Raw genomic sequence first — 21,074 nt, forward strand, 5'->3', positions numbered from 1 at the left:
TCTTTCGAGAATTCTGCGGAGAGAGGGGGATTCGAACCCCCGGTACAGATTACTCCGTACGGCAGTTTAGCAAACTGCTGGTTTCAGCCACTCACCCATCTCTCCGGAAAGGCGCTGAAAGCAGGACAAAAGTAGTGCTTTCACTCCTTATTTCCAAATCAAAATCGTCGTGTCGAACGAAAATTATCACTTGCTCACATCGCCCGGCTTGCCGATGCTCTCCCGCATCGAGGTATCTGCCTGAATATTACGGAGCTTATAATAGTCCATAATCCCCAGGTTGCCATTCCGGAATGCTTCGGCGATGGCCATCGGAATGCCTGCTTCGGCTTCGATCACTTTCGCACGAGCCTCCTGTGCCTTCGCCTTCATCTCCTGTTCCAACGCCACGGCCATCGCTCGTTTCTCTTCCGCCCGTGCCTGTGCGATGTTCTTGTCGGCGTTGGCCTGATCCATCTGAAGCACGGCTCCGATGTTCCGTCCCACGTCGATATCTGCAATGTCGATGGAGAGGATTTCAAATGCTGTCCCGGCGTCAAGCCCCTTTTCCAATACGACTCGCGAAATAAAATCGGGGTTCTCCATCACGCTCTTATGCGAATCGGACGACCCGATCGAGGAGACGATTCCCTCTCCTACCCGCGCCAGCACGGTCTCTTCGCCTGCTCCGCCGACCAACTGTTTGATGTTGGCCCGCACGGTCACCCGCGCTTTGGCAATCAGCTGAATCCCGTCCTTAGCTACCGCCGTCACCGGAGGGGTGTTGATCACTTTCGGATTCACGGACATTTGCACCGCTTCGAATACGTCCCGTCCCGCCAGATCGATAGCCGTAGCCATCTTGAAATCGAGTGTAATATTGGCCTTTTGTGCCGAAACCAGCGCGTGAACGACATTGGCCACATGCCCGCCCGCCAGGTAATGCGCCTCCAGTTCGTTCGGATTGAGATGGAGGCCGGCTTTCGTCCCTTCGATCATGGCGGATACGATCGTAGCCGGCGGCACCTTGCGCCAACGCATCAGAACCAGTTGCAACAGGCTGATCCGCACGCCGGAAACCAAGGCGGAGAACCAAAGTCCGATGGGAATGAAGTAAAGAATGATCCACAGCAGAATGATCGAAACTGCGGCGATGACAATGGCGGTTGTTGAGATTTCCATATGGTTGTTCTGTGTATTTCAACGTGTTGCGGGAGATCAAAGCGGTCGGACGACGAGGCTGGCGTTGTCGTATCCGATTACGATCACTTCGCGCCGCGGATCGACGTAACTGTCCAACGATTTCGCTTCGAAAATCGTGTCGCCGATCTGTACTTTTCCCATCGGCGCCAAACGGGTCAATGTATAGCCCTGTACGCCCACTTCCACCTGTTTTTCAATCTCGACCGGTTGGACTTGCGATTCGATGTTGGTTTTCAGCGCAACCCGATTCCATGTCTTCGGCCGTAAAAACAGCAAGGTCAATATGCTCAAACAGAGGACAATGATTCCGACAACGATGAATCCGGTCACCAATCCTCCCCCTGCGAAAGCCCATGTCGCAGCACTCACCAGGCAGACGAATGCTCCCACCGCCGCCAGCGTGATGCCCGGCAGGAGAACCAATTCCGCGACGAACAGCAATAGGCCGAGCAGAATCAGAAGGGTGATCCAGAGTGTCATAAGGTCACGATTTTCATTTTGATATTTGGTTGATCGCCCAACGCGCCGATCAGTGCCTCCGCCTCTTTCCGCGTGGCGAATGCTCCGATGGTGTAGACCACGTCGTTCCCCACCGTACTCCGCACAATGGTCGTTCCGGTCGCCCGCGCCTTGACGATCTCACGAATTGCGGTCGAGAGGCGTTGTTCGGCCGGAATAATTTCGATATGGAATCTCCCCTGTCGTCCCGCCGCGGAAGCTGTACTATTATCCTCTCCACCGCCGGCAGTGCTCTTTGTCGCTTCGAGCGCCTTGGCTTTCGCCGGTGTCGTGATTTTTCCGTCGACATAAGCCACGACCGTAGCCCGGAATCCCCCTCGAACCATCTGTGCCGCAGCCGCACTGGCCGCCGCATAGGTGTCGAAACCGCCTGCCATATAACGCCATTGTCCGTTGGTCGCCTTTTGTGACATAATCGGCGTCATGCCTTTGAAAACGTCGATGCTTTTCGGCGCGGTGGCGTAGTTGGCGATTTGCACCGTATAGTAAATCCCCATCTTCGGCACATGCAGCGTCGGAATATCCGCGACGGTCGTATAATTCCGACTTTCTCCCTCCCCGGCCTTGGTGATCGGTGCGTAGACGACCAAACTCCGCGGTTCGAAGCGAATGTCCCGGTAGGTCATCTCTTCCGCCAGCTTCTCGGCGGAGTATTTCCCCCGCTCCGTCGCTAACGAGTCCCGCGCCGCAGTCAACTCTAAAGCCTCTGCCATCGCAATTTCGTAATCGAGCATCAGTTGCTTTTGCAACGGGTAGGTCGCCACCAGAGGCGCCAACTGCTCGCCGGCCCACCCCTCGGCTCGCCGCACCTGTCGGCTCTCCCGGTCGAGCTGTTCGAGCTGCAACCGGTCGAGAGTGCCTATCTGATCGACCAATACTGGGTAGTTGTCCCGTTTCCGGTCGTAAATCACCAGCCAAAGCCGCTCCATCAAGGCATCGACCTGTTCGATCTGCTCTTTGAGCTCGCCGGAACGCCTCCACAAACTGTCGATCGTCTCCTCGTCGCCCGCCGCTTCGTACTGCCGTTTCACGGTCAAGAGCTGGTCGTACAGGCCCGAAACCAACCGGTTGATTTTCATGACTTCCGGTTCAATTCGCGGGCTCAATCCGAAGAGTGTCCGGTCGTTCCGACTCAGGTTTTCAACGAAAAACGGGTTGTCGAACAATGTCCGTTCGCCCGTGACAACACTCGTCTCCGCCTCTCCCTCGTTATCCATGTGTTCGATCAGGTAGGTCTGCTCCATCGCCGCCACCCGGGCCGCCACCTTGCCGATCTTGCTCCGCACGTCGAAGAGTTCGCTCTCCAGCCGCACGATCTCTCCTCCGACCCGCTCCCGATCACTTCCCTCTTCGAAGAGCCGCCGATTCTGCTCGATCAACGATAGGGTAGAATCCTCGCAAGCCTTCAACATCTCCTGCTCCCGCAGCAAGCGGGTATATTCCGCATTCTCCGCCAATCCCGCCATCCGCACCTCCTGGGCACACGCCATCCCCGTTCCCGCCAGCCAACACCAGCCGAAACATACGATACGGTATGAAATCTTTTTTATCATCGGTTGCAAACGCAAAATAGATATTATTCCGGTCATTTCCAACTGCGAAGCATGAAAATATGGATGAATCCGAAAAATTCCAGACGCCCGAAGAGCATCAGTCCCGTCAGGAGCCATTTGGCTGCCGCGGGCAATGCGCCGAAGTTGTCGAGGTTACTGATTTTGCCGAATCCGGGCCCGACGTTGCTCAGGCTGGAGATCACGGCGGTGAAGCTGGTCAGCAGGTCGAGGTTCATGGCCGTAAGCAGTACGGTGCCTCCCAGCGCGCTCAACAGGTAGATGACGACCAGCAGGATGGCGGCATTGATCATGCCGTCGTCCTGCGTGACGCCGTTCTGTTTGATGCGGATCACGGCGTTCGGATGTTGCAGTTTCAGCATCCGTGCACGGATCGCTTTGAACATCAGCAGCACCCGGTCGGCTTTGATCCCTCCGGAGGTCGACCCGGCCATCGAACACTGGATCATGCAGTAGATGATGGTAATAATGGCCAGCGGAGGCCACAAGGCATCGCTGGCTGAAGCGAATCCGGTCGTCGTGATGTGCGAAACGACCTGAAAGGTTCCGTATCGGATCGCCTCGCCGAAGGTCGGATAGTTGTGATTCATCAGCAGTCCGGCCGCCACGATGGCGGTGCAGATGACGATCGAGAGGATATAGAATCGCGTGACTTCCGACCGGAAGATGTTGTTGCGTTTGCCGCATATCGTGGCATAGACCAGCCCCATGTGTATCCCGGAGAGGATCATGAAGAACATGACGATTATTTCGATCACCACACTGTGATAGTACATGATGCTCTGATTCCGGATACAGAATCCGCCGGTGGCGACCGTGGAGAAGGAGTTGGTCACGGCGTCGAACGGCTCCATGCCGACGAGCATCAAGGCCGCGGTTTCGCACAGGGTCAGCCCGACGTAGATGAAGACGATGATTTTCAGGATCTTTTTCGTGGTGTACCGGAAGTTGTCTTTGGCCATCATCGACATCTCGGCGCTGGACAGGCTCATCTTCATCCGCCCCATCGAGGGCAGAATCACCAGGGCGAAGAGAACGACGCCCACGCCGCCGACCCAGTGGGTCGAGGCACGCCAGAACAAAAGGCCTTTGGGCAACGCCTCGACGTCGCTCAAAATGGTCGCTCCGGTGGTGGTGAATCCCGATGTGCTTTCGAACCAGGCGTTGGTCGGGGAAAATTCGCCGCCCCAGATCAGATAAGGCAGCATGCCCAGCAGGCAAGACATTACCCACGCCATCGTCACGATCACGTAGCTCTCTTTATTCGAGAGGTTGTTGTCGTTCGGTACGAAGATCAGGGGGAACGAACCGATGATCGAGGTGATGAGGAAGCTGACCAGCAGGGGATAGAATCCCGTGTCGAGGCCGTTGAACAGCGAGATCAGGGCCGAGATCAGCATGAATGCGGCGTTGAACAGCAGCACCAGTCCGACATAGCGTATGACGACTCCGAATTTCATCGTTCTCCGTCTTGTTTCATCTTTTTGTGGGCCGAAACCAGAGCGGCGATGTTCTCCCGCAGGGTATTGATCTCATCCTGCGTGGCGACGTTTACGGTGAACGGCAGGCGCGAATCGACGTATCCTTTCAGTGCGCGCGTGATCCGAAGCACCGGGTCGAGAAAGTAGCTGTTCAGCATGAAATAGAAGACGAGCAGCAGCAGAATCCCGCCGCCCAGGGCGATGATCCCGACCATCGAAGCCCGATAGGCGTTCCGTTCCAGTTGTGCCGTGTAGTCGATCGTGCGCTGCTGGATTTGCACGATAAACTCTTTGATGGCGTGGGTCAGGTTGTAGTACGAGGTTTTGTAGACGTCCGTAAACCAGGTGATGTCGGTCGTATCGCTGGCCTGAGCGACGATGCTGTTGTAGTAGCGCGCCGCCGTCCGGATACTCTCCAGCTGCGACGGGTCGCGGAAATCGGCTCCCGCGCTTTGCAAGGCCTGTTCGAAGTCCCGGTTGCTTTTGACCAGCATGGAGTCGTAAACGACCCCCAGTTTGCGGTTGGTGATCCGAAGCAGAAGTGCCGTATTTTGTTCCTGTACGGCGTCGAGCATCTCTTTCGACCGTTCGATACAGTTCTGGCTCCGCTCCAGCAGGTTGTGCGTCGTGCGGTTGAAGCGCACCAGTTCGAGCGACGAGATGATGCCGGACAGAAACAGCAGAATGCCGATGGCCGTGAAGCCCAGGCGGATTTTATGTTTGACCCCCATGTGTTTTTATCATTCAGCTAAGCGACTGTAAAAGTAGCTTTTTTTTCGTTCGGTTCAAGCGCAGATTTCGACCGGATTTCCTTCCGGGTCTGCCACCGAGCTTTCGTAGAATCCGTCGCCGGTTCTACGGGGTTCGGAGAGAGTCCGATAACCGTCCTTTCTTAAACGTTCGGTTAAGGCGTGTACCGCCTCCTCGGAGCCTACGGTGAAGGAGATATGGCACCAGCCGAGAAGCGGTGTTGCGGCTCGTTCGCCGACCTGCGTGCTCCGCATGATTTCGAGTGCCGCATCGCCGTCGAAGCGGATGAAATAGGACTCGAAACCCTTGGCCGGATTCACGTATTTCGGGCCGCTGCGCCCGTTGAAATAGGTTTCGTAAAAGGTGCGCATGGCCTCCAGATCGGCGCACCACAATGCGGTGTGTCCCAGTCTCATGGCGTGGTGATTAGGTGTTGAAATAAACTTTGTAAAGCGTTCTTTTCCAAGTATTCGATCGGAAAGCCGAGCAGGATGGTTTTCCCGTTCCGAACGCCGCTCGTCGGCCAATCTTCCGAAGCGATCTGACGGCCTCCCTCTGTCGGCTGCAACCGGTCGAAGGTCGGAGTAAAGTAACGATCCGCCTGTCTGGGTATCGGATTGGGGATCGTTTCGGCGAGGCCGTAGCCCAAGCCTTTCCGCATCTCGGCCGAAACGCCCGGATCGCAGCCGAGGTAACTGCCGGAGATCAAAAGCGGAATCGAATCTTTAGCTATCTGCTGCAACTTATTATATAACAGCCTGTCGAAAATTCGATAGCGTTTCGGGTAGCTCCGCTGTGCACCCAGAATCAAATCGACCAGTCGGTAGTCGGAAGGTCGGATTTGTCGACGGGCGAAAGCCTTTCGGGAACAACTCGTGAACGAGTAACCGGCAGCCAGTAAGGCTTCGCCGTGTATAGCCGGATAATCGAAGGAGTTGCCGCCTGCTCCGTGCGGATACCACGTTTCGGAAGAGCCGCCCCAGCCGGGTCGGTCATTCTCTTCGAAAGGCGAGAAGGGGTCGAAATCGACCTGCGGCCCCACGATCGAGAGGTCGTTCCGGTAGGGAACGCCCGGGTCGGACTCCAAATCGAATCCCAACAATTTGCCCGACTTGTTGTCTCGTCGTAATCCCGGCGGACTGAGCCGGGTGAAACCGTTCACCACCAGTGCCCTGCCCTGCTCCGTCGGGCTCAGGCCCACCGCCACGATCTCGCTCGGAAAACTCTCGCCTCCTTCGTTGATGGCCGTAATCCGGAAGCTGTAAACGCGTCCGTCCCGCGGTATCGGCAACTCGATCCGGGCCGTACGTGTTTCGAAACCCTCATCGAATGCCCCGTCGCTGCCGATGCGCCGATAGACTCGGTACCGATTCGGAACGGCTGTCGTTTCGAGCGGGTCGACAGTGGGGCTCCATCCGATCCGCACGGAGTCGCCGCCCGCCCATTCGGTATAGAGCGACGAGGGCGGCAGCGGCTGGACGACATACCGCCGGCCGTAACGGTCGGCCAGAAAGCGCAACAGCCCTTTGTAGATCGCTCGCGCCATGTCGAACCGGAAGGTCGGATCCATCGCCAGTGCCATGTCGGCGGCATTCTGGTGCGAGAACATCTCGATCAGCGTGGCCGGCATATCCGGCCGCGAAATCTCAGCGTAACTTTTGTCGTAGATCGCGCGACGCGTCCAATGCGGCTCATGCCGTGTCCGCAGATCGCTCACGATTTGGGTCTGTACCAGGTCGGCCAGGTCGCGCGCCGCCAGTTTGCTCTTTCCGTTCCGGTATTGCGCCTTCGTCCGGTTCGTATAATGGATAGAGAGGGTGCCGATGATCGAGTCGCAGATGCCGGCGTCCGTGTGCAGGCCGATCGCCGCATCCAGCGGGATGTTTTTCTGGTAGCGGATGTAGTTGCACCAGTCGCCGTTTCCCTTGAAGTTATCGATGTAGTCGAGCTGTTTACCCTCTTCGTTTTCAGGGGATAAGGTCTCCTGTGCATAGATCGAGTCCGGCACGCCGCTGTATTGCATCCAGTAGCGGGCCGCTTCGGCATAGCGTGCTACGCCGCTGGTCGTTCCGCCGCGTCGAATGTTGCCCAGTCCGCCGCCGATCTTCACGGCGTCGGCGGTCAGTGTCCCCGTAGTCGCCTTTTCCGGTGCGCTCAGTACGATTTTCGAGGCGCTGTCGAGGTCGAATCGTCCCAGCCAAACCCACGTCGAGCCGCCGATTCGCTGATTGACTTCGAATTCGGCCTGCCCGCCGGCGTGAAAGATCGTGTAACGGGCGTTCGTCAGGTTGGTGGGGAGGGCTTTCCAGCTGACATAGACTCCGTAATTCCCCGGTCGATCTAAAGCGATACGATAGGTTAAGGATGGCTTGAATTGAGCTGAGATACTAGCCTTTAATACGGTACCTTGACGAAATGGATTTTGGTGGTCTAAGGTGTCCGGGATGGCAAATCCGAAATTCATTTTTTCCCACTTGCCGACTGTGTCGATTCCCCGGCCCTCCTGCGTCGGGTTGTCGTTGTCGAGAATGATCTCTGCGGGTTGGGGATCGCGTTCGCGGGCCATCACCACGACTGCGCCAGCCCGTTCCAGCATCGGAGCCAGATAACGCGAGGCGAACTCCTGTGTATTGAGGTCTTCGATGGTGGTGAATAGCGGAGCGCGCTGCCAGAGCCAGGCGGAATCCTCCTCTTCCTGATAGTATTTTCCGTGGCCTCCCCACAGGGCGATATGCCGTCCGCCCAATCCGAGACTATACCCCGAGCGATCGGCACGACGGGTCAGCGGGCGAATGTGGATCGGCGTGCTCGCGCGTTTCGGATCGCGCCCCTCTTTCGGACGGAAAGCATTGGGAATGAATCGTTCGGCAGGAATTTTATAAGCGAAGAAACGCACGTCGCAGTTCTGATACCCTGCCCCTAAAGTTTCCCGTACAGCGTCGGCCCATTGTCCGAGCAACTCCTGTCGGATGGCGATCTGTGCCAGCCCCACATTGCAATAGAGCTCCAGCCGCTTTTTATCAGGACTCAATTTCACCCGCTCCAGCACGACGCTCCGTACCGATTCGCTGCGCCACGGGTCGAACAGGGAGGGACGCTTGCCGAGTTTTTTCAGGATATTTTGCTGCTCGGTTTTCAATTCCGCCGCCGAAAGCGTCGGTTCTGATGAAGAGGAGAAAACGACTGAAATCGAGCCGAATAACAAACCGACTGATAATAGGAAAAATCGTCTCATCGTCAGAACTCGCCGACCTCCACTTCGGTCACCCGGTTGCCGTCGACCGTGAAACGCAGAGCGGTGCGAACTCCCTGATAACCATATCCGGCCGCCCCCGGATTCATATGCAATAGATGGTACTTTTTGTCGTTTATGACTTTGAGGATGTGCGAGTGGCCGCTGATGAATAGGTCGGGGTGGATCCGCTCGATCCACATCCGGGCTTCGGGCTCGTAACGGCCCGGATAGCCGCCGATATGGGTCATCACGACGCTCAGATTCTCGCACACGATGTGCTGGAATTTCGGATAGACGGTCCGCACGCGGTGGTCGTCGATATTGCCGTAGACGGCTTTCAGGGGGCGGAAAGCGGCTATCTCGTCGGCCAGCTCCAGCGAACCGATGTCGCCGGCGTGCCAAATCTCGCTCACCGGATCGAGAAAATGCCTGATTTTGTCGTCGAACGTTCCGTGCGTGTCGGAAATCAACCCTATTTTGATCATACGGAGTGGCGCTATTGCGCACCAAAGTTATAATAATTTGAGAAACCGAAGTATCTTTGTATATTATGACGAGCAGCATACCATTAGCGGAACGGATGCGTCCCACGACGCTGGAGCAGTATATCGGTCAGACCCATCTGGTCGGGCCGGAGGGGGTGTTGCGCAAACTGGTGGCGTCGCGGAACCTTTCCTCCTTCATTCTGTGGGGGCCTCCGGGAGTGGGCAAAACGACGCTGGCGCAGATTATGGCCCGGTCGCTGGAACGTAAGTTTTTTACACTCAGTGCAATCAATGCGGGGGTGAAGGAGGTGCGCGAGGTGTTGGAGAAGGCGAAGTCGAGCCGATTTTTCGACTCGGCGCCTCCGGTGCTGTTCATCGACGAAATCCATCGATTCAACAAGGCGCAGCAGGACTCGTTGCTCGGGGCTGTCGAGCAGGGGGTGGTGACGCTGATCGGGGCGACGACCGAGAATCCGTCGTTCGAGGTGATCCGGCCGCTGCTTTCGCGGTGTCAGGTCTATATCCTCAAACCATTGGCAGAGGATGATTTGCGCGCGTTACTTGACCGGGTAATTAAGGAGGATATCTACCTCAAGGAGCGGGAGATTCGGATCGAAGAGACGGGGGCATTGTTCGCTTTCAGCGGCGGCGATGCGCGGAAGTTGTTGAATATCGTCGATATGCTGTGCGGGATGGCGGAGGAAGAGGCGCCGATCGTGATCAACGACGAGACGGTGCGGGGGGCTTTGCAGCAGAACGTCGCCCGGTACGATAAGGGGGGCGAGGAGCATTACGATGTCATTTCGGCCTTTATCAAGAGTGTGCGGGGAAGCGATCCGAATGCGGCGATCTACTATTTGGCACGGATGTTGGCAGGAGGTGAAGAGCCGCGGTTTATCGCCCGGCGTTTGTGTATACTGGCTTCGGAGGATATCGGGCTGGCCAATCCGAACGCGCTGTTGCTGGCCGAGGCCTGTTTCAATACGGTGCACAACATCGGGATGCCGGAGGCGAGGATTACGCTGGCGCAGGCGACGATCTACCTGGCCACTTCGCCGAAGAGCAACTCGGCCTACATGGCGATCAACAAGGCTTTGGCGCAGGTCGAACGGGAGGGCTATCGACCGGTGCCGTTGCACTTGCGGAACGCCCCTACCCCGCTGATGGAGAAGGCGGGATATGGGACGGGCTATAAATATGCACATGACTATCCGGGCCATTTCGTGGAGTTGGAATTCATGCCGGAGGGGCTTTCGGGGACGAGGTTTTGGGAGCCGGGCGAAAATCCGGCGGAGGAGAAGCTGAAAGCGCGGATGGAGGAGTTGTGGGGCGGGAAATATTAGCCGCGAGGCTTGGATTTCGCGGGAAAACGGTTAAATTTACAGAAAAAAGCGACATTTATGACCATGCACTGTTGTCGGAACAAGGCCGACGAGGCGGATATTCGGGTAGAGATTCCCGGTTTTACGACGGAGAATAAAAAACGGGGAATGTTTTTTCTGATGGGTGGGCCGTGTGTGGTGGAGAGCGAGGCGATCGTTATGGAGATTGCCGGCCGGATGGTGGAGATTACCTCTCGGCTGGGAATTCCGTACATTTTCAAGGCTTCGTATCGGAAAGCCAATCGCAGCCGGTCGGACTCTTTTACCGGCATCGGCGATATCCGGGCGTTGGAGCTGTTGGCCAAGGTGCGGCGGGAGTTTCATGTGCCGGTGGTGACCGACATTCATAATCCGGAGGAGGCGGCGATGGCGGCGGAGTATGCGGATGTGCTTCAGATTCCGGCTTTCCTCTGTCGGCAGACGGATCTGCTGACCGCGGCCGGAGAGACCGGACGGTGGGTCAATATCAAGAAGGGGCAGTTTTTGGCTCCCGAATCGATGGCTTTTGCCGCGGCGAAGATCACCGAGACGGGAAACGACCGGGTGATGCTGACCGACCGGGGTACTTCGTTCGGATACTACGACCTCGTGGTGGACTATCGGGGAATACCGATCATGCAACAGACGGGATTTCCGGTGGTGGTGGATATCACCCACTCGTTGCAGCAGCCCAATCAGAGCAGCGGGGTGACGGGCGGACAGCCGGAGATGATCGAAACCATCGCCCGGGCGGCGATTGCGGTGGGGGCGGACGGCTTGTTCGTCGAGACGCATCCGAATCCGGCACAGGCTTTGTCGGACGGGGCCAATATGCTGGCGCTGGATCGGATGGAGGGGATGCTGGAGCGGCTGGTGGCGTTGCGAAACACCGTCCTCTCGTTTTAATCACCAAGCAGGATTTCAAATTCACCGTATGGAAGAGAATCAGACGGCGAAACCCGCCGGAAAACGCGAACAGATCGTAGAGACACTGAAGACCAAGTCGGTGCTCTTGCAGCAAATTTTCGACAACACGCAGCAGGTTTTCGGACAACTCAAGGAGATTTTGCAGGAATACGCCGTCGAGGTAAACGAACAACTCGAAGGGGCTTCCGACCGGCGTATCAAGCTGGAGTACCGGGATCGGGGAAAGTTCGAGGCGCAGCTTCAGCTGGCCGGCGACATCCTGATCTTCAGCATGCACACCAATGTCTTCCAGTTCGAGCGGGAAAACATTATCTGGCAGAACTCTTATGTGAAGCAGGATAAGCAGAATGCTTATTGCGGGGTGATCAACATCTACAACTTCCTTTCGGACTCGTTCCGGTACAACCGGTCGGCGGACGAGGGCTATCTCGTGGCGCGGATCTTTATCAATCGCGATTTCCAGTACATGGTCGAAGGGAAACGGCAGGTGACCTATCGGCACGACAATTTCGGCCAGGGGGCTATTACGCCGGATGCCCTGACCGAGATTATCGAGAGCACCATGGCTTATACCCTGGACTTCGATCTTCTGGTGCCGCCTTACGACACGGTCAAACTGGTGACGGTTGACCAGATGAATACCAAAATTGAGAACTCGAAACTCCAGACGGGGAAACGAATGGGGTATCAGTTCCGGTCGGACGATGTGTAATGGGAAACATATCGTTCTCTTTCTCTCGATCGCTCTTTTCGGAGTAGCTGTTCCTGCCTCTCGCGGACAGCTTCCGCCGCATTATACGAACCAATTGCATGCCGACACGGCCATCGTGCCGATCAACTATCGGGAGCAGAGCGCCCGGTCGGATGCTTTCTATGACACGCTGCGGCTGCGGAAATACAAGAATGCTTTCACGCGCTTTTTGTTCCGTTCGCTCATCCGGGGGCGGAACAGCAGCGATGAGGGGACTCCCTCGCTCGACTTCAAACAGAATCGAGACTACTTCGAACTTTTTGCCGGAAAAAGAATCACCGGCATTCATTGGACGTTGGCCAACGTCTTCTCGCCGCGCGATACGACACGCAACGTGAGCTGGCTGCAACGGACGATCGACAAAATCCACATCCAGACCAAACCGCGCCAATTGGCTCAGAACCTGCTTTTTCAGGTCGGCGATACGCTCAATCCGTACGTGCTGGGGATCAATGAAGAGTTGCTGCGTAGCCTGCCCAATCTGGCGACCGCCTATTTCGTCGTCATGCCCGACCGGAACGATTCGACGGGGGTGTCGATCCATATCTTTGCGCGCGATAACTGGTCGATCGGCGCGGATGTCAATTGGGGGAGTCGGGAGAAGAGCCTCTCGGTTTTCGACCGCAACTTTCTCGGAACGGGCGACGAATTGAAGTTGAAAGTAGCCGGCGACAAGCAGCTGAGCCGCTTCGGCTTCGGAGTCGAATACACAGCCCGAAATCTGTTGGGACATTTTACCGATGCGACCATCGGATTGGGGAGCGGAGGCGATCAGAATATGGCCCGCTTCGCCGTCGTTCATCCGTTTATTCTCCCCACGGGATGGGGGTTCGGCTTCACGGTCGATCGCACCTACCGCCGCGAAGAGATGACCCGGACGGATACGTCGCACTACATCGAACGGTTCTTCTTAGGCGGTTGGGGCGGCAGGTCGTGGTGTCTGAACTGGCAGAACGGGACGAACGTCTATGTGACGGCTTCGCTGGATCGGGAACGTTATCTTCAGCGGCCCGAGGTTTCGGAGACGCTGAATCCGTATTACCACCATTCGACGCAGTTTCTGGTCGGATTCGGTTTTTCGCGGCGGAACTATTTTCAGGGGAACATGATCTACGGATTCGGACGGACGGAGGACATCCCTTACGGTTTCCGGTTCGAGTTGGTCGGCGGACGACAGTGGGAAGAGGAGCTCGGAGGGAGAGATTATTGGGGAGTTCGGGGCTATTGGGGCAACCTGATCCGGAACAGCTACCTGGAGGCGAGTCTGGCATTCGGCTCCTACTTCACCCGGAACTATCGGTTGCAACAGTCGGTGGCGACGGGGCATATCAAGTACTTCACGCCGTTGTTGCGGGTGCGTACCAGCTACATCCGGCAGTTCGGAACCCTGTCGGCGACCATGGGTTTTCATCGCCTGGAGGGCGAGCGCGAAGCGTTGCGGTACGAGAATCGTTGGGGGCGCGGAATTCGCGGACTCTCGGCCGATTGGCGGATGACGGGTTACAACCGGCTGACGATTGGTTCCGAGACGGTTGTCTTCACACCGCTGTTTCTGTACCATTTCCGATTCGCGTTTTTCCTCTGCGGCGATGTCGGATGGCTCGGATACGACAACAATCTGTTTCGCAACCGCTTTACGGGAGCGATCGGCGCGGGGGTGCGGATTCGGAACGAACGGCTGATTTTCAACAACGTGGAGATTCGATTCGGGTATGCTTTCAACAGGCCGCCGGACGTGGGATATCGTACCTTCTCGGTCTCCAGCGAGCCGGACTTCAAAGAGATCGATTTCGCCCCTGAGAAGCCGCAGGTGATTCCATATCGGTGATCTTTTCGACAGGGGCTCGATTCGTGGCATGAATTATGCACTCTTATCGACTACATACTTAAATTCTTGAAATCATGTCAGTATTAGTCGGTAGAAAGGCTCCGGTATTCCGGGCTACAGCGGTGGTAAACGGGAGCGAAATCGTCCCGGATTTTTCGTTGGAAACATATGCGGGTAAAAAGTACGTGCTGTTTTTCTTTTACCCGGCGGACTTCTCGGCAGTGTGCCCGACGGAGATTCTCGCTTTCCAGGAACGGATGGCGGAGTTCGACGAACGGAACGTGGCGGTAGTAGGCTGCTCGGGCGATTCGCAGTTCGTTCATCAGAAATGGCTGTCGATCCCGGTAAAACAAGGGGGGATCGAGGGGGTCAGGTATCCGTTGGTGGCCGATACGGCCAAGACGATTATGCAGCAGTACGATGTGCTGGCGGGCGATTATCTCTACAATGAGGAAGGCGAAGTGTCGTTCGAAGGGCCGGCGATGGCCTATCGGGGGAGTTTCCTGATCGACAAAAACGGAATCGTGCGGCATCAGGTGGTGAACGACTTGCCGTTGAGCCGAAGCATAGACGAGACGTTGCGGATGATTGACGCGCTGCAACATTTCGAAGAGTACGGCGAGGCGTGTCCGATCGATTGGCACAAGGGTGACAAGGGTATTAAATAATCATACTATTTTGGCACTTGTTCCTTAGTACTGTATGGAACTGTTCTCTTTCTGAAGAAAGAGAACCAGAAAGACTTCCGAGGATGCTTGCGCATCCTAACGCTATTTCGGTACAGTATCTGAACTTTTGACTTTTCGGGCCACGGAAAAGGGCGCGCTTGAGGCTATCAAAAACCTTAGCGCGCCCTTTTTTCTTGGCCCGAAGAACAAGTGGTTGAGAACCTTGTCCTCCGAATGGCTTTAAAGTGCGAAGCACTTTCGAAAGTTTCTTTGGTACTTTCTGTTCACAGAAAGTACAGTACCTGCACGTAGCTAAAGAACGGGTATGCAAAAAACAGTACGGTTAATTAAGCCTCGATCTTTTCGTCCAATACCATTTTGAAATACCCCAAGCTGTCCGGTTCGAACTCCCGGATGTAGCTCAGATGGGCATTGCACTTGGCCTGTCCCTCCTTGATGAAGGCGATGGCGGAGATGCGATAGCCCTCCCCTACCTCCGCATGGCCGGCCTGTTGCAGCAGGAGGTGTCCCATAATGATATAGCCTCCCATTTCGACTAAACGACGCGCATGGAAATCGAGCAGGTCGGCATCGCTCCCCTCCTTGGCCGAAGTCTCTTGGACCCGCTTCACCGCCTCTTCGTACTGTTCACGCATAGTAACCAGCGTCCGATATTGTCCGTCGAGTTCCGACACCGGTTTGATCGCTTCGTAAGCCTGCATCTGCCCCAGCAACACGCCCGTCGTCACCCCGCGAATCGCCGCTACCACCTGCAACTGCGATGTCCCTTCATAGATGGTAGTGATACGTGCGTCCCGATAGATCCGTTCGATGGCGTAGTCTTTCATGAATCCCGAACCGCCGTGAATCTGCAAGGCGTCGTAAGCCACGCTGTTGCTGTATTCCGACGAGAAGAGCTTCAAGAGCGGCGTATAAGCGTCCGCCAGCTTCTGATACTGCTTCATCTCCGTCCGTTCCTCCGGCGTCAGTTTCCGTTCCTTTTCGATGTGGAAATAGTTCTTATAGACATCCACGAACCGTGCCGTCTCGTACAGCAATGCCCGGGAGGCCTGCAACCGCGCTTTCATGTTGGTCAGCAGTTCGTAAACCGCCGGGAACTGAATGATCGGTTTACCGAACTGTTCCCGTTCGTTGGCATATTTCAACGCTTCGCGGTACGCCGCCTCCATGATCCCCACCGACTGCGCTCCGATCCCGAGCCGCGCCGAGTTCATCAACGCCATCACATATTTAATAAGCCCCATCTTCCGATCGCCCACCAGCTTGGCCGGCGCGTTGGTGAAGACCAGTTCGCAGGTCGGCGAGCCGATAATCCCCAACTTATGCTCGATCCGCCGCACCTTGACCGCCATGTGTTTCTTGTCGTACACGAACAGCGACAACCCCCGTGCATCGGTCGTCCCCTCTTCAGACCGCGCCAGCACCAGCGAAATATCGCCATCCCCATTCGTAATGAACCGTTTCACGCCGTTCAAGAGCCACTCGCCCGGCTTATCCGGATTGGGCGTCGCCTTGAGCATCACGGCCTGCAAATCAGACCCTGCATCCGGCTCGGTCAGGTCCATCGCCGCCGTCGCCCCTTGGTTAATCTGCGGCAGGAATTCTGCGTTAATTTCCTCGCTGGCAAACTCATGCAAGGTCTCCGCACAGTCCTGTAACCCCCAGATATTGCCGAATCCGGCATCTGCCCGGCTCACCAGTTCGCAGGTCATCACATACGGAACGAGCGGAAAATTCAGCCCTCCGAACCGTCGCGGCAGCGAAATTCCGTAAACTCCCGCCTGCGTCAGCATATCGTGATTCTCCTGCGTCCCGCGCGCATAGATTACCCGGTCGTTCTCCACCCTCGGCCCCTCTTTGTCCACCGAGTCGGCGTTCACGGCAATCGTGTTCGCCGCCACATCGCCCACAATTTCCAGCACTTTCCGATAGCTGTCGATCGCATCCTCGAAGTCCACCGGCGCATATTCGTAGGTCGCCTTATCCCGGAACCCCTGTTCTTTGAGCTCCACGATCTTTTTCATCAGGGGGTGATCCAGATGAAACTGTATGTCTTTGTTGTCTAAGAAAAAGTTAGCCATATCTGCAAGTCCCTGAATTATTTGCTATTCTGCTTGTAATATTTGATCATCTTCGGAATCACGGCGTTCACGTCCCCGATAATCGCGTAGTCGGCGATTTTGTTGATCGGCGCCTCCGGATCGGTGTTGATCGAGATGACCATCGAACTGCCGTCCATCCCGGCCGTATGCTGAATCTGGCCCGAAATCCCGCAGGCGATATAGAGTTTCGGCCGCACCGTCACCCCCGTCTGTCCGATCTGGCGTTCGTGTTCCGTAAACCCGGCATCCACCGCAGCGCGCGATGCTCCGACCTCAGCCCCCAACACTTCGGCCAGCTGATACAGCAGATCGAATCCCTCTTTCGACCCCATCCCGTAACCGCCGGCCACGATAATGGGCGAACCTTTGATGTCGATTTTCCGCTCTTCCATCTCTCGGGCGATGATCTTGACTGCAAAATCCCCGTCGCTCAGGAATTTTTTGTAGTCGATCGTTTTTACCTCCGCCACCTTCGGATTCGCCACCGGTTCCATTTTCATCACCCCTTCGCGCACGGTCGCCATCTGGGGCCGATGATCCGGATTGATAATCGTGGCGATGATGTTCCCCCCGAACGCCGGTCGAATCTGGTAGAGCAGGTTTTTATACTCCTTCCCCGTCCTGGCCTCGCTGTGGTCGCCGATCTCCAACGAGGTACAGTCGGCTGTCAAACCGCTGTGCAGTGCCGACGATACCCGCGGCGCCAGGTCGCGTCCGGTGCAAGTCGCCCCGAACAAAGCGATCTGCGGCTGCTCTTCCTTGAACACGCCGCAAATAATCGCCGCATGCGGCAGTGTCCGGAATGGGGCCAGCTCTGCTCCGTCCGCCACATGCACAACCTCCGCCCCATATTGGGCCAGCTGTTTTTCGATTCCGGCTAAGTTATGTCCGATGGCCAGTGCTTCGACCCGACATCCCAAGGTCTCGGCCAAAGTCCGAGCCTTGGTCAGCAGTTCCAGCGAAACGTCGGCGACTTTGCCGTCTTCAATCTCGCAGTAAACGAATATATTGTTCATGAGAATTTCAGTTGGTGGTTTGATTTAGGTGAACAGGATTAACCGATTGTGTGCGAAGCGATCAGTTCTTTGATCAGCCCTTCGATATCGGTATCGCTTCCGGTCAGATGCTTCGCCTCTTTGGCCTGAAAGACAATATTTTCGATGGTCTTGACCTTGGTCGGCGATCCGCTCAGGCCGAGCGATTCCGGTTCGGCGTCCACGTCGCTCGCCCCCCACTCCGGAATGCAGAGGTAGCACCGGTCTTTGTGCAAAGCCATGTAGTAGTCTTCCTGCTGCTCCTGCACTTCGCTCACCGTCCGGGCGTGTTTGTATTTCATCACCATCTTGGCGTTCCGCGGCCGACACGCCGGCGCGCTGGCATTAACGGTCACTACCCCCGGCAGTTTCATCGTAACGGTCTCCACGCCGCGTTCCAAACGCCGGCGGATGGTAATCTCGCCTGTCTGCAAGTCGATCTTATCCACCGCTTCGGCATAAGTCACCTGCGGCAAACCCAACTTCTCGGCCACCTGCGGCCCCACCTGTGCCGTGTCGCCGTCGATAGCCTGCCGACCGGCAATGATCAGGTCGGGATTCAGCTTCCGAATGGCGCACGAGAGCGTATAACTGGTCGCCAGCGTATCCGCCCCGGCAAATTTCCGGTCGGTGAGCAACACCCCGCCGTCCGCTCCGCGAAACATCGCTTCGCGAATCACTTCCGCCGCCCGAAAAGGCCCCATGGTTAGAACCGTAACGGTCGATTTCGGATGTCGATCCTTGATGCGCAATGCCAACTCCAGCGCATTCAAATCCTCCGGGTTGAAGATAGCGGCCAGCGCCGCCCGATTCACCGTCCCGTCGGCTTTCATGGCATCTTTGCCTACGTTCCGTGTGTCGGGAACCTGCTTGGCAAGCACGACTATTTTTAGGGTATCATTCATAAAATGAAAGGTTTGGGTTTGTTTATTTCATGTTTAACTTTCGCCCGAGGGACGGTTATTGAATCCTCCGAAACATCCTGTCCCAACGCACGCCGGTAAAGATATTCTTGCCGGGCGTAATGGATAGCCATACAAAAGAGGCTTTCCCCTCGATATGGTCGACCGGAACGAAGCCCCAGAAGCGCGAGTCGGCGGAGTTGTGCCGGTTGTCGCCCATCATGAAGTAATAATCCATCTGAAAGGTATAATCTTTTGCCGGAGAGCCGTTTATGTAAATCAAACTATCCGCCTCGTCGACCACCAAATCATTCCCCTCATAGTTCCGGATAATCCGTTCGTAGAGCGGCAGATTCTCAACTGTCAAAGGCACGGTAACGCCCGCCTGTGGCACCCACAGCGGCCCGAACTGGTCTTCTGTCCACGGATAAAGATCGGTGTTGTGCGGGAAAATCGCCTCGTTCGGAATACGGTTGATGAATCGAGTCACACTCGTCACCTCCGGCAGTCCCTGCAAAACCTCCACCCCTTCAGCGGTCAGCGGCAAGGTGTATCGCCCCGCCTCCGCCTGATAGCCGATCTCCTCGCGGTCGACCCCCAGCCGTTCGAATATTTTCGAGCCGATCGGAGTCGTAACATGCACCATATAAAGATGTTGTACGCCCGGTATCGACCGCTGCGCCTGGCCGTTTATGTAGACATCTCCGTCGATCACCTGTATCGTATCGCCCGCCAAAGCCACGCACCGTTTGATGTAGTTCTCCCGCTTGTCCACCGGCCGGTAGCGTACTTCCAGCTCGTCGTAAACCTGATCGCGTCCCAACATCCGCACCAAATCGTAATAACTCGTGGTCGATACGTCAGTCTCCATCGACCGTCCGTATTCGTCTGCCACGGTCACCGTCCCCAAAGCGACCGTATCCCCTTCCGGAAAGTTGAAGACCACCACGTCGTCACGTTTCACGGCGCCTCTCCCCGCCAAGCGTTTGTACGGCCACTGGATCCAATCGACATACGACGGCGTGGTCTTCGTCAGCGGCAGGGTGTTCTGGACGAACGGAAACGAGAGCGGCGTATTGGGCATCTTCGGCCCGTAGTAAGTCTTGTCCACGAAAATATAGTCTCCGACGAGCAAGGTCTGCTCCATCGACGACGAAGGGATGACGTACATCCCGAAGAAGTAGGTCTTCAGCGGCACGACGACGATCACGGCGAAAAGCAAGGCTTCGACCCACTCCATCACATGCCGGAAACCTTTGTGTCCCTTTTTGTAAGCCCGATAGCGGTTTAGCCAGATGCGATCGATAAACCGGGTGATATATAGGTCGTAAATGACCGCCACGCCGAGCAGCCACCACAAGTTCCGCGTCCAGACCACGAACCACAGGATATAGATCAGGCTGACGATCGAAAATTTAACCCACTTGTTTCCCCAGATTGCGCGCAGCTTTTCGATAGCTTTTTTCATGTCGTGTCGTTTCGGTTAGAACCCCAGCAAGTCTTTCATGCCGTAAACTCGTCCCGTGCCGCGTTTATCGGCCAGAAACTCTGCGGCCAACACCGCTCCCATAGCGAATCCGCTGCGGTTCTTGGCGTTGTGGTCGAGCGTGATGATGTCGGCGTCCGACTCCCACACCACGGTGTGAATCCCCGGCACCATCGCCCGCCGCTGTGCCGTGACTTCCAACTCGTCCGGCGCAGTAGTCGTTCCCAGATGCCATGCGGTTTTCCGATCGATCCCCGCCAGGATATCCTCGGCCAAAGTGACCGCCGTGCCGCTCGGCGCATCTTTTTTCTGGACGTGATGCACTTCGTTCAACGTCACGTCGTATTCCGGAAAACGATTCATCATCTCGGCCAGCTTCCGGTTGATGGCGAAGAAGAGATTGACGCCGATGCTGTAATTCGAGGCGTAAAAAAACGCCCCTTTCTGCGCTTCGCACAGCGCGGTCACCTCCGGCAGCCGGTCTAGCCACGCCGTGGTTCCGCAAACGACCGGTATCCCGCTCTTGAGGCAGGTCATGATATTCTCGTACGCCGTCCCCGGCGTCGTAAATTCGATCGCCACGTCGCATGCCGCCAGATTCTCTGCCGTGAGCCGGTCGGTGGTGTCGAAGTCGATAATCAGCGGGATTTCGTGTCCCCGCGAGAGCAGGATCCGTTCGATCTCATGCCCCATCTTGCCGTAGCCTATCAGTGCGATTTTCATAACAGGGTGAAAGTAATACATAAAAAGCGAAAAACAAAATCGGATTTT

General features: G+C 56.3%; 18 protein-coding genes and 1 tRNA gene. 5 read left to right on the forward strand and 14 right to left on the reverse strand.

Annotated elements, in window-relative coordinates; genetic code table 11:
• Window positions 1-16 precede the first annotated feature (16 nt).
• From ACTO3O_RS00100 to ACTO3O_RS00140, 9 genes are all read right to left on the reverse strand, one after another.
• Window positions 17-105: transfer RNA gene (locus ACTO3O_RS00100), tRNA-Ser, on the reverse strand.
• A gap of 81 nt (window positions 106-186) precedes the next feature.
• The gene (floA, locus tag ACTO3O_RS00105) at window positions 187-1,161 is read right to left on the reverse strand and encodes a flotillin-like protein FloA (protein WP_297624968.1); all 975 of its coding nucleotides are present in this window, start codon (window positions 1,159-1,161) and stop codon (window positions 187-189) included.
• 36 nt (window positions 1,162-1,197) lie between these two features.
• Window positions 1,198-1,662: an NfeD family protein gene (locus tag ACTO3O_RS00110; protein WP_297829158.1), complete on the reverse strand. Its 465-nt coding sequence runs from the start codon at window positions 1,660-1,662 to the stop codon at window positions 1,198-1,200.
• Window positions 1,659-3,254: a hypothetical protein gene (locus ACTO3O_RS00115; RefSeq protein WP_298080573.1), complete on the reverse strand. Its 1,596-nt coding sequence runs from the start codon at window positions 3,252-3,254 to the stop codon at window positions 1,659-1,661. The genes ACTO3O_RS00110 and ACTO3O_RS00115 overlap by 4 nt, the downstream gene beginning before the upstream one ends.
• 32 nt (window positions 3,255-3,286) lie before the next feature.
• Complete coding sequence (locus ACTO3O_RS00120; protein WP_297829162.1) at window positions 3,287-4,732, reverse strand: TrkH family potassium uptake protein; 1,446 nt, start codon at window positions 4,730-4,732, stop codon at window positions 3,287-3,289.
• Window positions 4,729-5,484: a hypothetical protein gene (locus ACTO3O_RS00125; RefSeq protein ID WP_297829164.1), complete on the reverse strand. Its 756-nt coding sequence runs from the start codon at window positions 5,482-5,484 to the stop codon at window positions 4,729-4,731. Before ACTO3O_RS00125 ends, ACTO3O_RS00120 begins: the two co-directional genes overlap by 4 nt.
• 54 nt (window positions 5,485-5,538) lie before the next feature.
• Complete coding sequence (locus ACTO3O_RS00130; RefSeq protein WP_297829166.1) at window positions 5,539-5,919, reverse strand: VOC family protein; 381 nt, start codon at window positions 5,917-5,919, stop codon at window positions 5,539-5,541.
• Window positions 5,916-8,738, reverse strand: a complete 2,823-nt coding sequence (locus ACTO3O_RS00135; protein WP_297829168.1) for a golvesin C-terminal-like domain-containing protein — start codon at window positions 8,736-8,738, stop codon at window positions 5,916-5,918. The genes ACTO3O_RS00130 and ACTO3O_RS00135 overlap by 4 nt, the downstream gene beginning before the upstream one ends.
• A 2-nt stretch (window positions 8,739-8,740) precedes the next feature.
• The gene (locus tag ACTO3O_RS00140) at window positions 8,741-9,223 is read right to left on the reverse strand and encodes a metallophosphoesterase family protein (RefSeq protein ID WP_297829170.1); all 483 of its coding nucleotides are present in this window, start codon (window positions 9,221-9,223) and stop codon (window positions 8,741-8,743) included.
• Window positions 9,224-9,288: 65 nt separating this feature from the next.
• Here ACTO3O_RS00140 and ACTO3O_RS00145 point away from each other — a divergent pair, with 65 nt between their 5' ends.
• The 5 genes from ACTO3O_RS00145 to ACTO3O_RS00165 all read left to right on the forward strand — a co-directional run bounded on the left by ACTO3O_RS00145 (window position 9,289) and on the right by ACTO3O_RS00165 (window position 14,758).
• Complete coding sequence (locus ACTO3O_RS00145) at window positions 9,289-10,566, forward strand: replication-associated recombination protein A (protein ID WP_297829172.1); 1,278 nt, start codon at window positions 9,289-9,291, stop codon at window positions 10,564-10,566.
• 57 nt (window positions 10,567-10,623) lie between these two features.
• Window positions 10,624-11,490, forward strand: coding sequence for a 3-deoxy-8-phosphooctulonate synthase (kdsA, locus tag ACTO3O_RS00150; RefSeq protein WP_294591409.1), 867 nt, complete (start codon window positions 10,624-10,626; stop codon window positions 11,488-11,490).
• Between the two features lie 28 nt (window positions 11,491-11,518).
• Entirely contained in the window at window positions 11,519-12,223 is a 705-nt protein-coding gene (locus ACTO3O_RS00155; RefSeq protein WP_297829173.1) for a hypothetical protein, read from the forward strand.
• A 94-nt stretch (window positions 12,224-12,317) separates the two neighbouring features.
• On the forward strand, window positions 12,318-14,090 hold the full coding sequence (locus tag ACTO3O_RS00160; RefSeq protein WP_298080569.1) for a BamA/TamA family outer membrane protein: 1,773 nt from the start codon (window positions 12,318-12,320) through the stop codon (window positions 14,088-14,090).
• A gap of 74 nt (window positions 14,091-14,164) precedes the next feature.
• Window positions 14,165-14,758 carry a peroxiredoxin gene (locus ACTO3O_RS00165; RefSeq protein ID WP_297829177.1) on the forward strand — a complete coding sequence of 198 codons (594 nt, stop codon included), beginning with the start codon at window positions 14,165-14,167 and terminating at the stop codon, window positions 14,756-14,758.
• Between the two features lie 347 nt (window positions 14,759-15,105).
• Here ACTO3O_RS00165 and ACTO3O_RS00170 read toward each other — a convergent pair whose 3' ends face one another.
• From ACTO3O_RS00170 to dapB, 5 genes are read right to left on the reverse strand one after another with little or no spacing between them, the layout of a single operon-like run.
• A complete protein-coding gene (locus tag ACTO3O_RS00170; protein ID WP_297829179.1) occupies window positions 15,106-16,860 on the reverse strand; it encodes an acyl-CoA dehydrogenase family protein in 1,755 nt (584 codons plus the stop codon).
• Window positions 16,861-16,877: 17 nt separating this feature from the next.
• Complete coding sequence (locus tag ACTO3O_RS00175) at window positions 16,878-17,897, reverse strand: electron transfer flavoprotein subunit alpha/FixB family protein (protein ID WP_297829181.1); 1,020 nt, start codon at window positions 17,895-17,897, stop codon at window positions 16,878-16,880.
• A 38-nt stretch (window positions 17,898-17,935) separates the two neighbouring features.
• Window positions 17,936-18,820, reverse strand: coding sequence for an electron transfer flavoprotein subunit beta/FixA family protein (locus ACTO3O_RS00180; protein WP_297829183.1), 885 nt, complete (start codon window positions 18,818-18,820; stop codon window positions 17,936-17,938).
• A 55-nt stretch (window positions 18,821-18,875) separates the two neighbouring features.
• Window positions 18,876-20,285 (reverse strand): signal peptidase I, encoded by a 1,410-nt coding sequence (lepB, locus tag ACTO3O_RS00185; protein ID WP_297829185.1) that lies wholly within the window; start codon window positions 20,283-20,285, stop codon window positions 18,876-18,878.
• 15 nt (window positions 20,286-20,300) lie between these two features.
• Window positions 20,301-21,026 carry a 4-hydroxy-tetrahydrodipicolinate reductase gene (gene dapB, locus ACTO3O_RS00190; RefSeq protein ID WP_297829189.1) on the reverse strand — a complete coding sequence of 242 codons (726 nt, stop codon included), beginning with the start codon at window positions 21,024-21,026 and terminating at the stop codon, window positions 20,301-20,303.
• Window positions 21,027-21,074 lie beyond the last annotated feature (48 nt).

This window comes from Rikenella sp. (assembly GCF_056799795.1).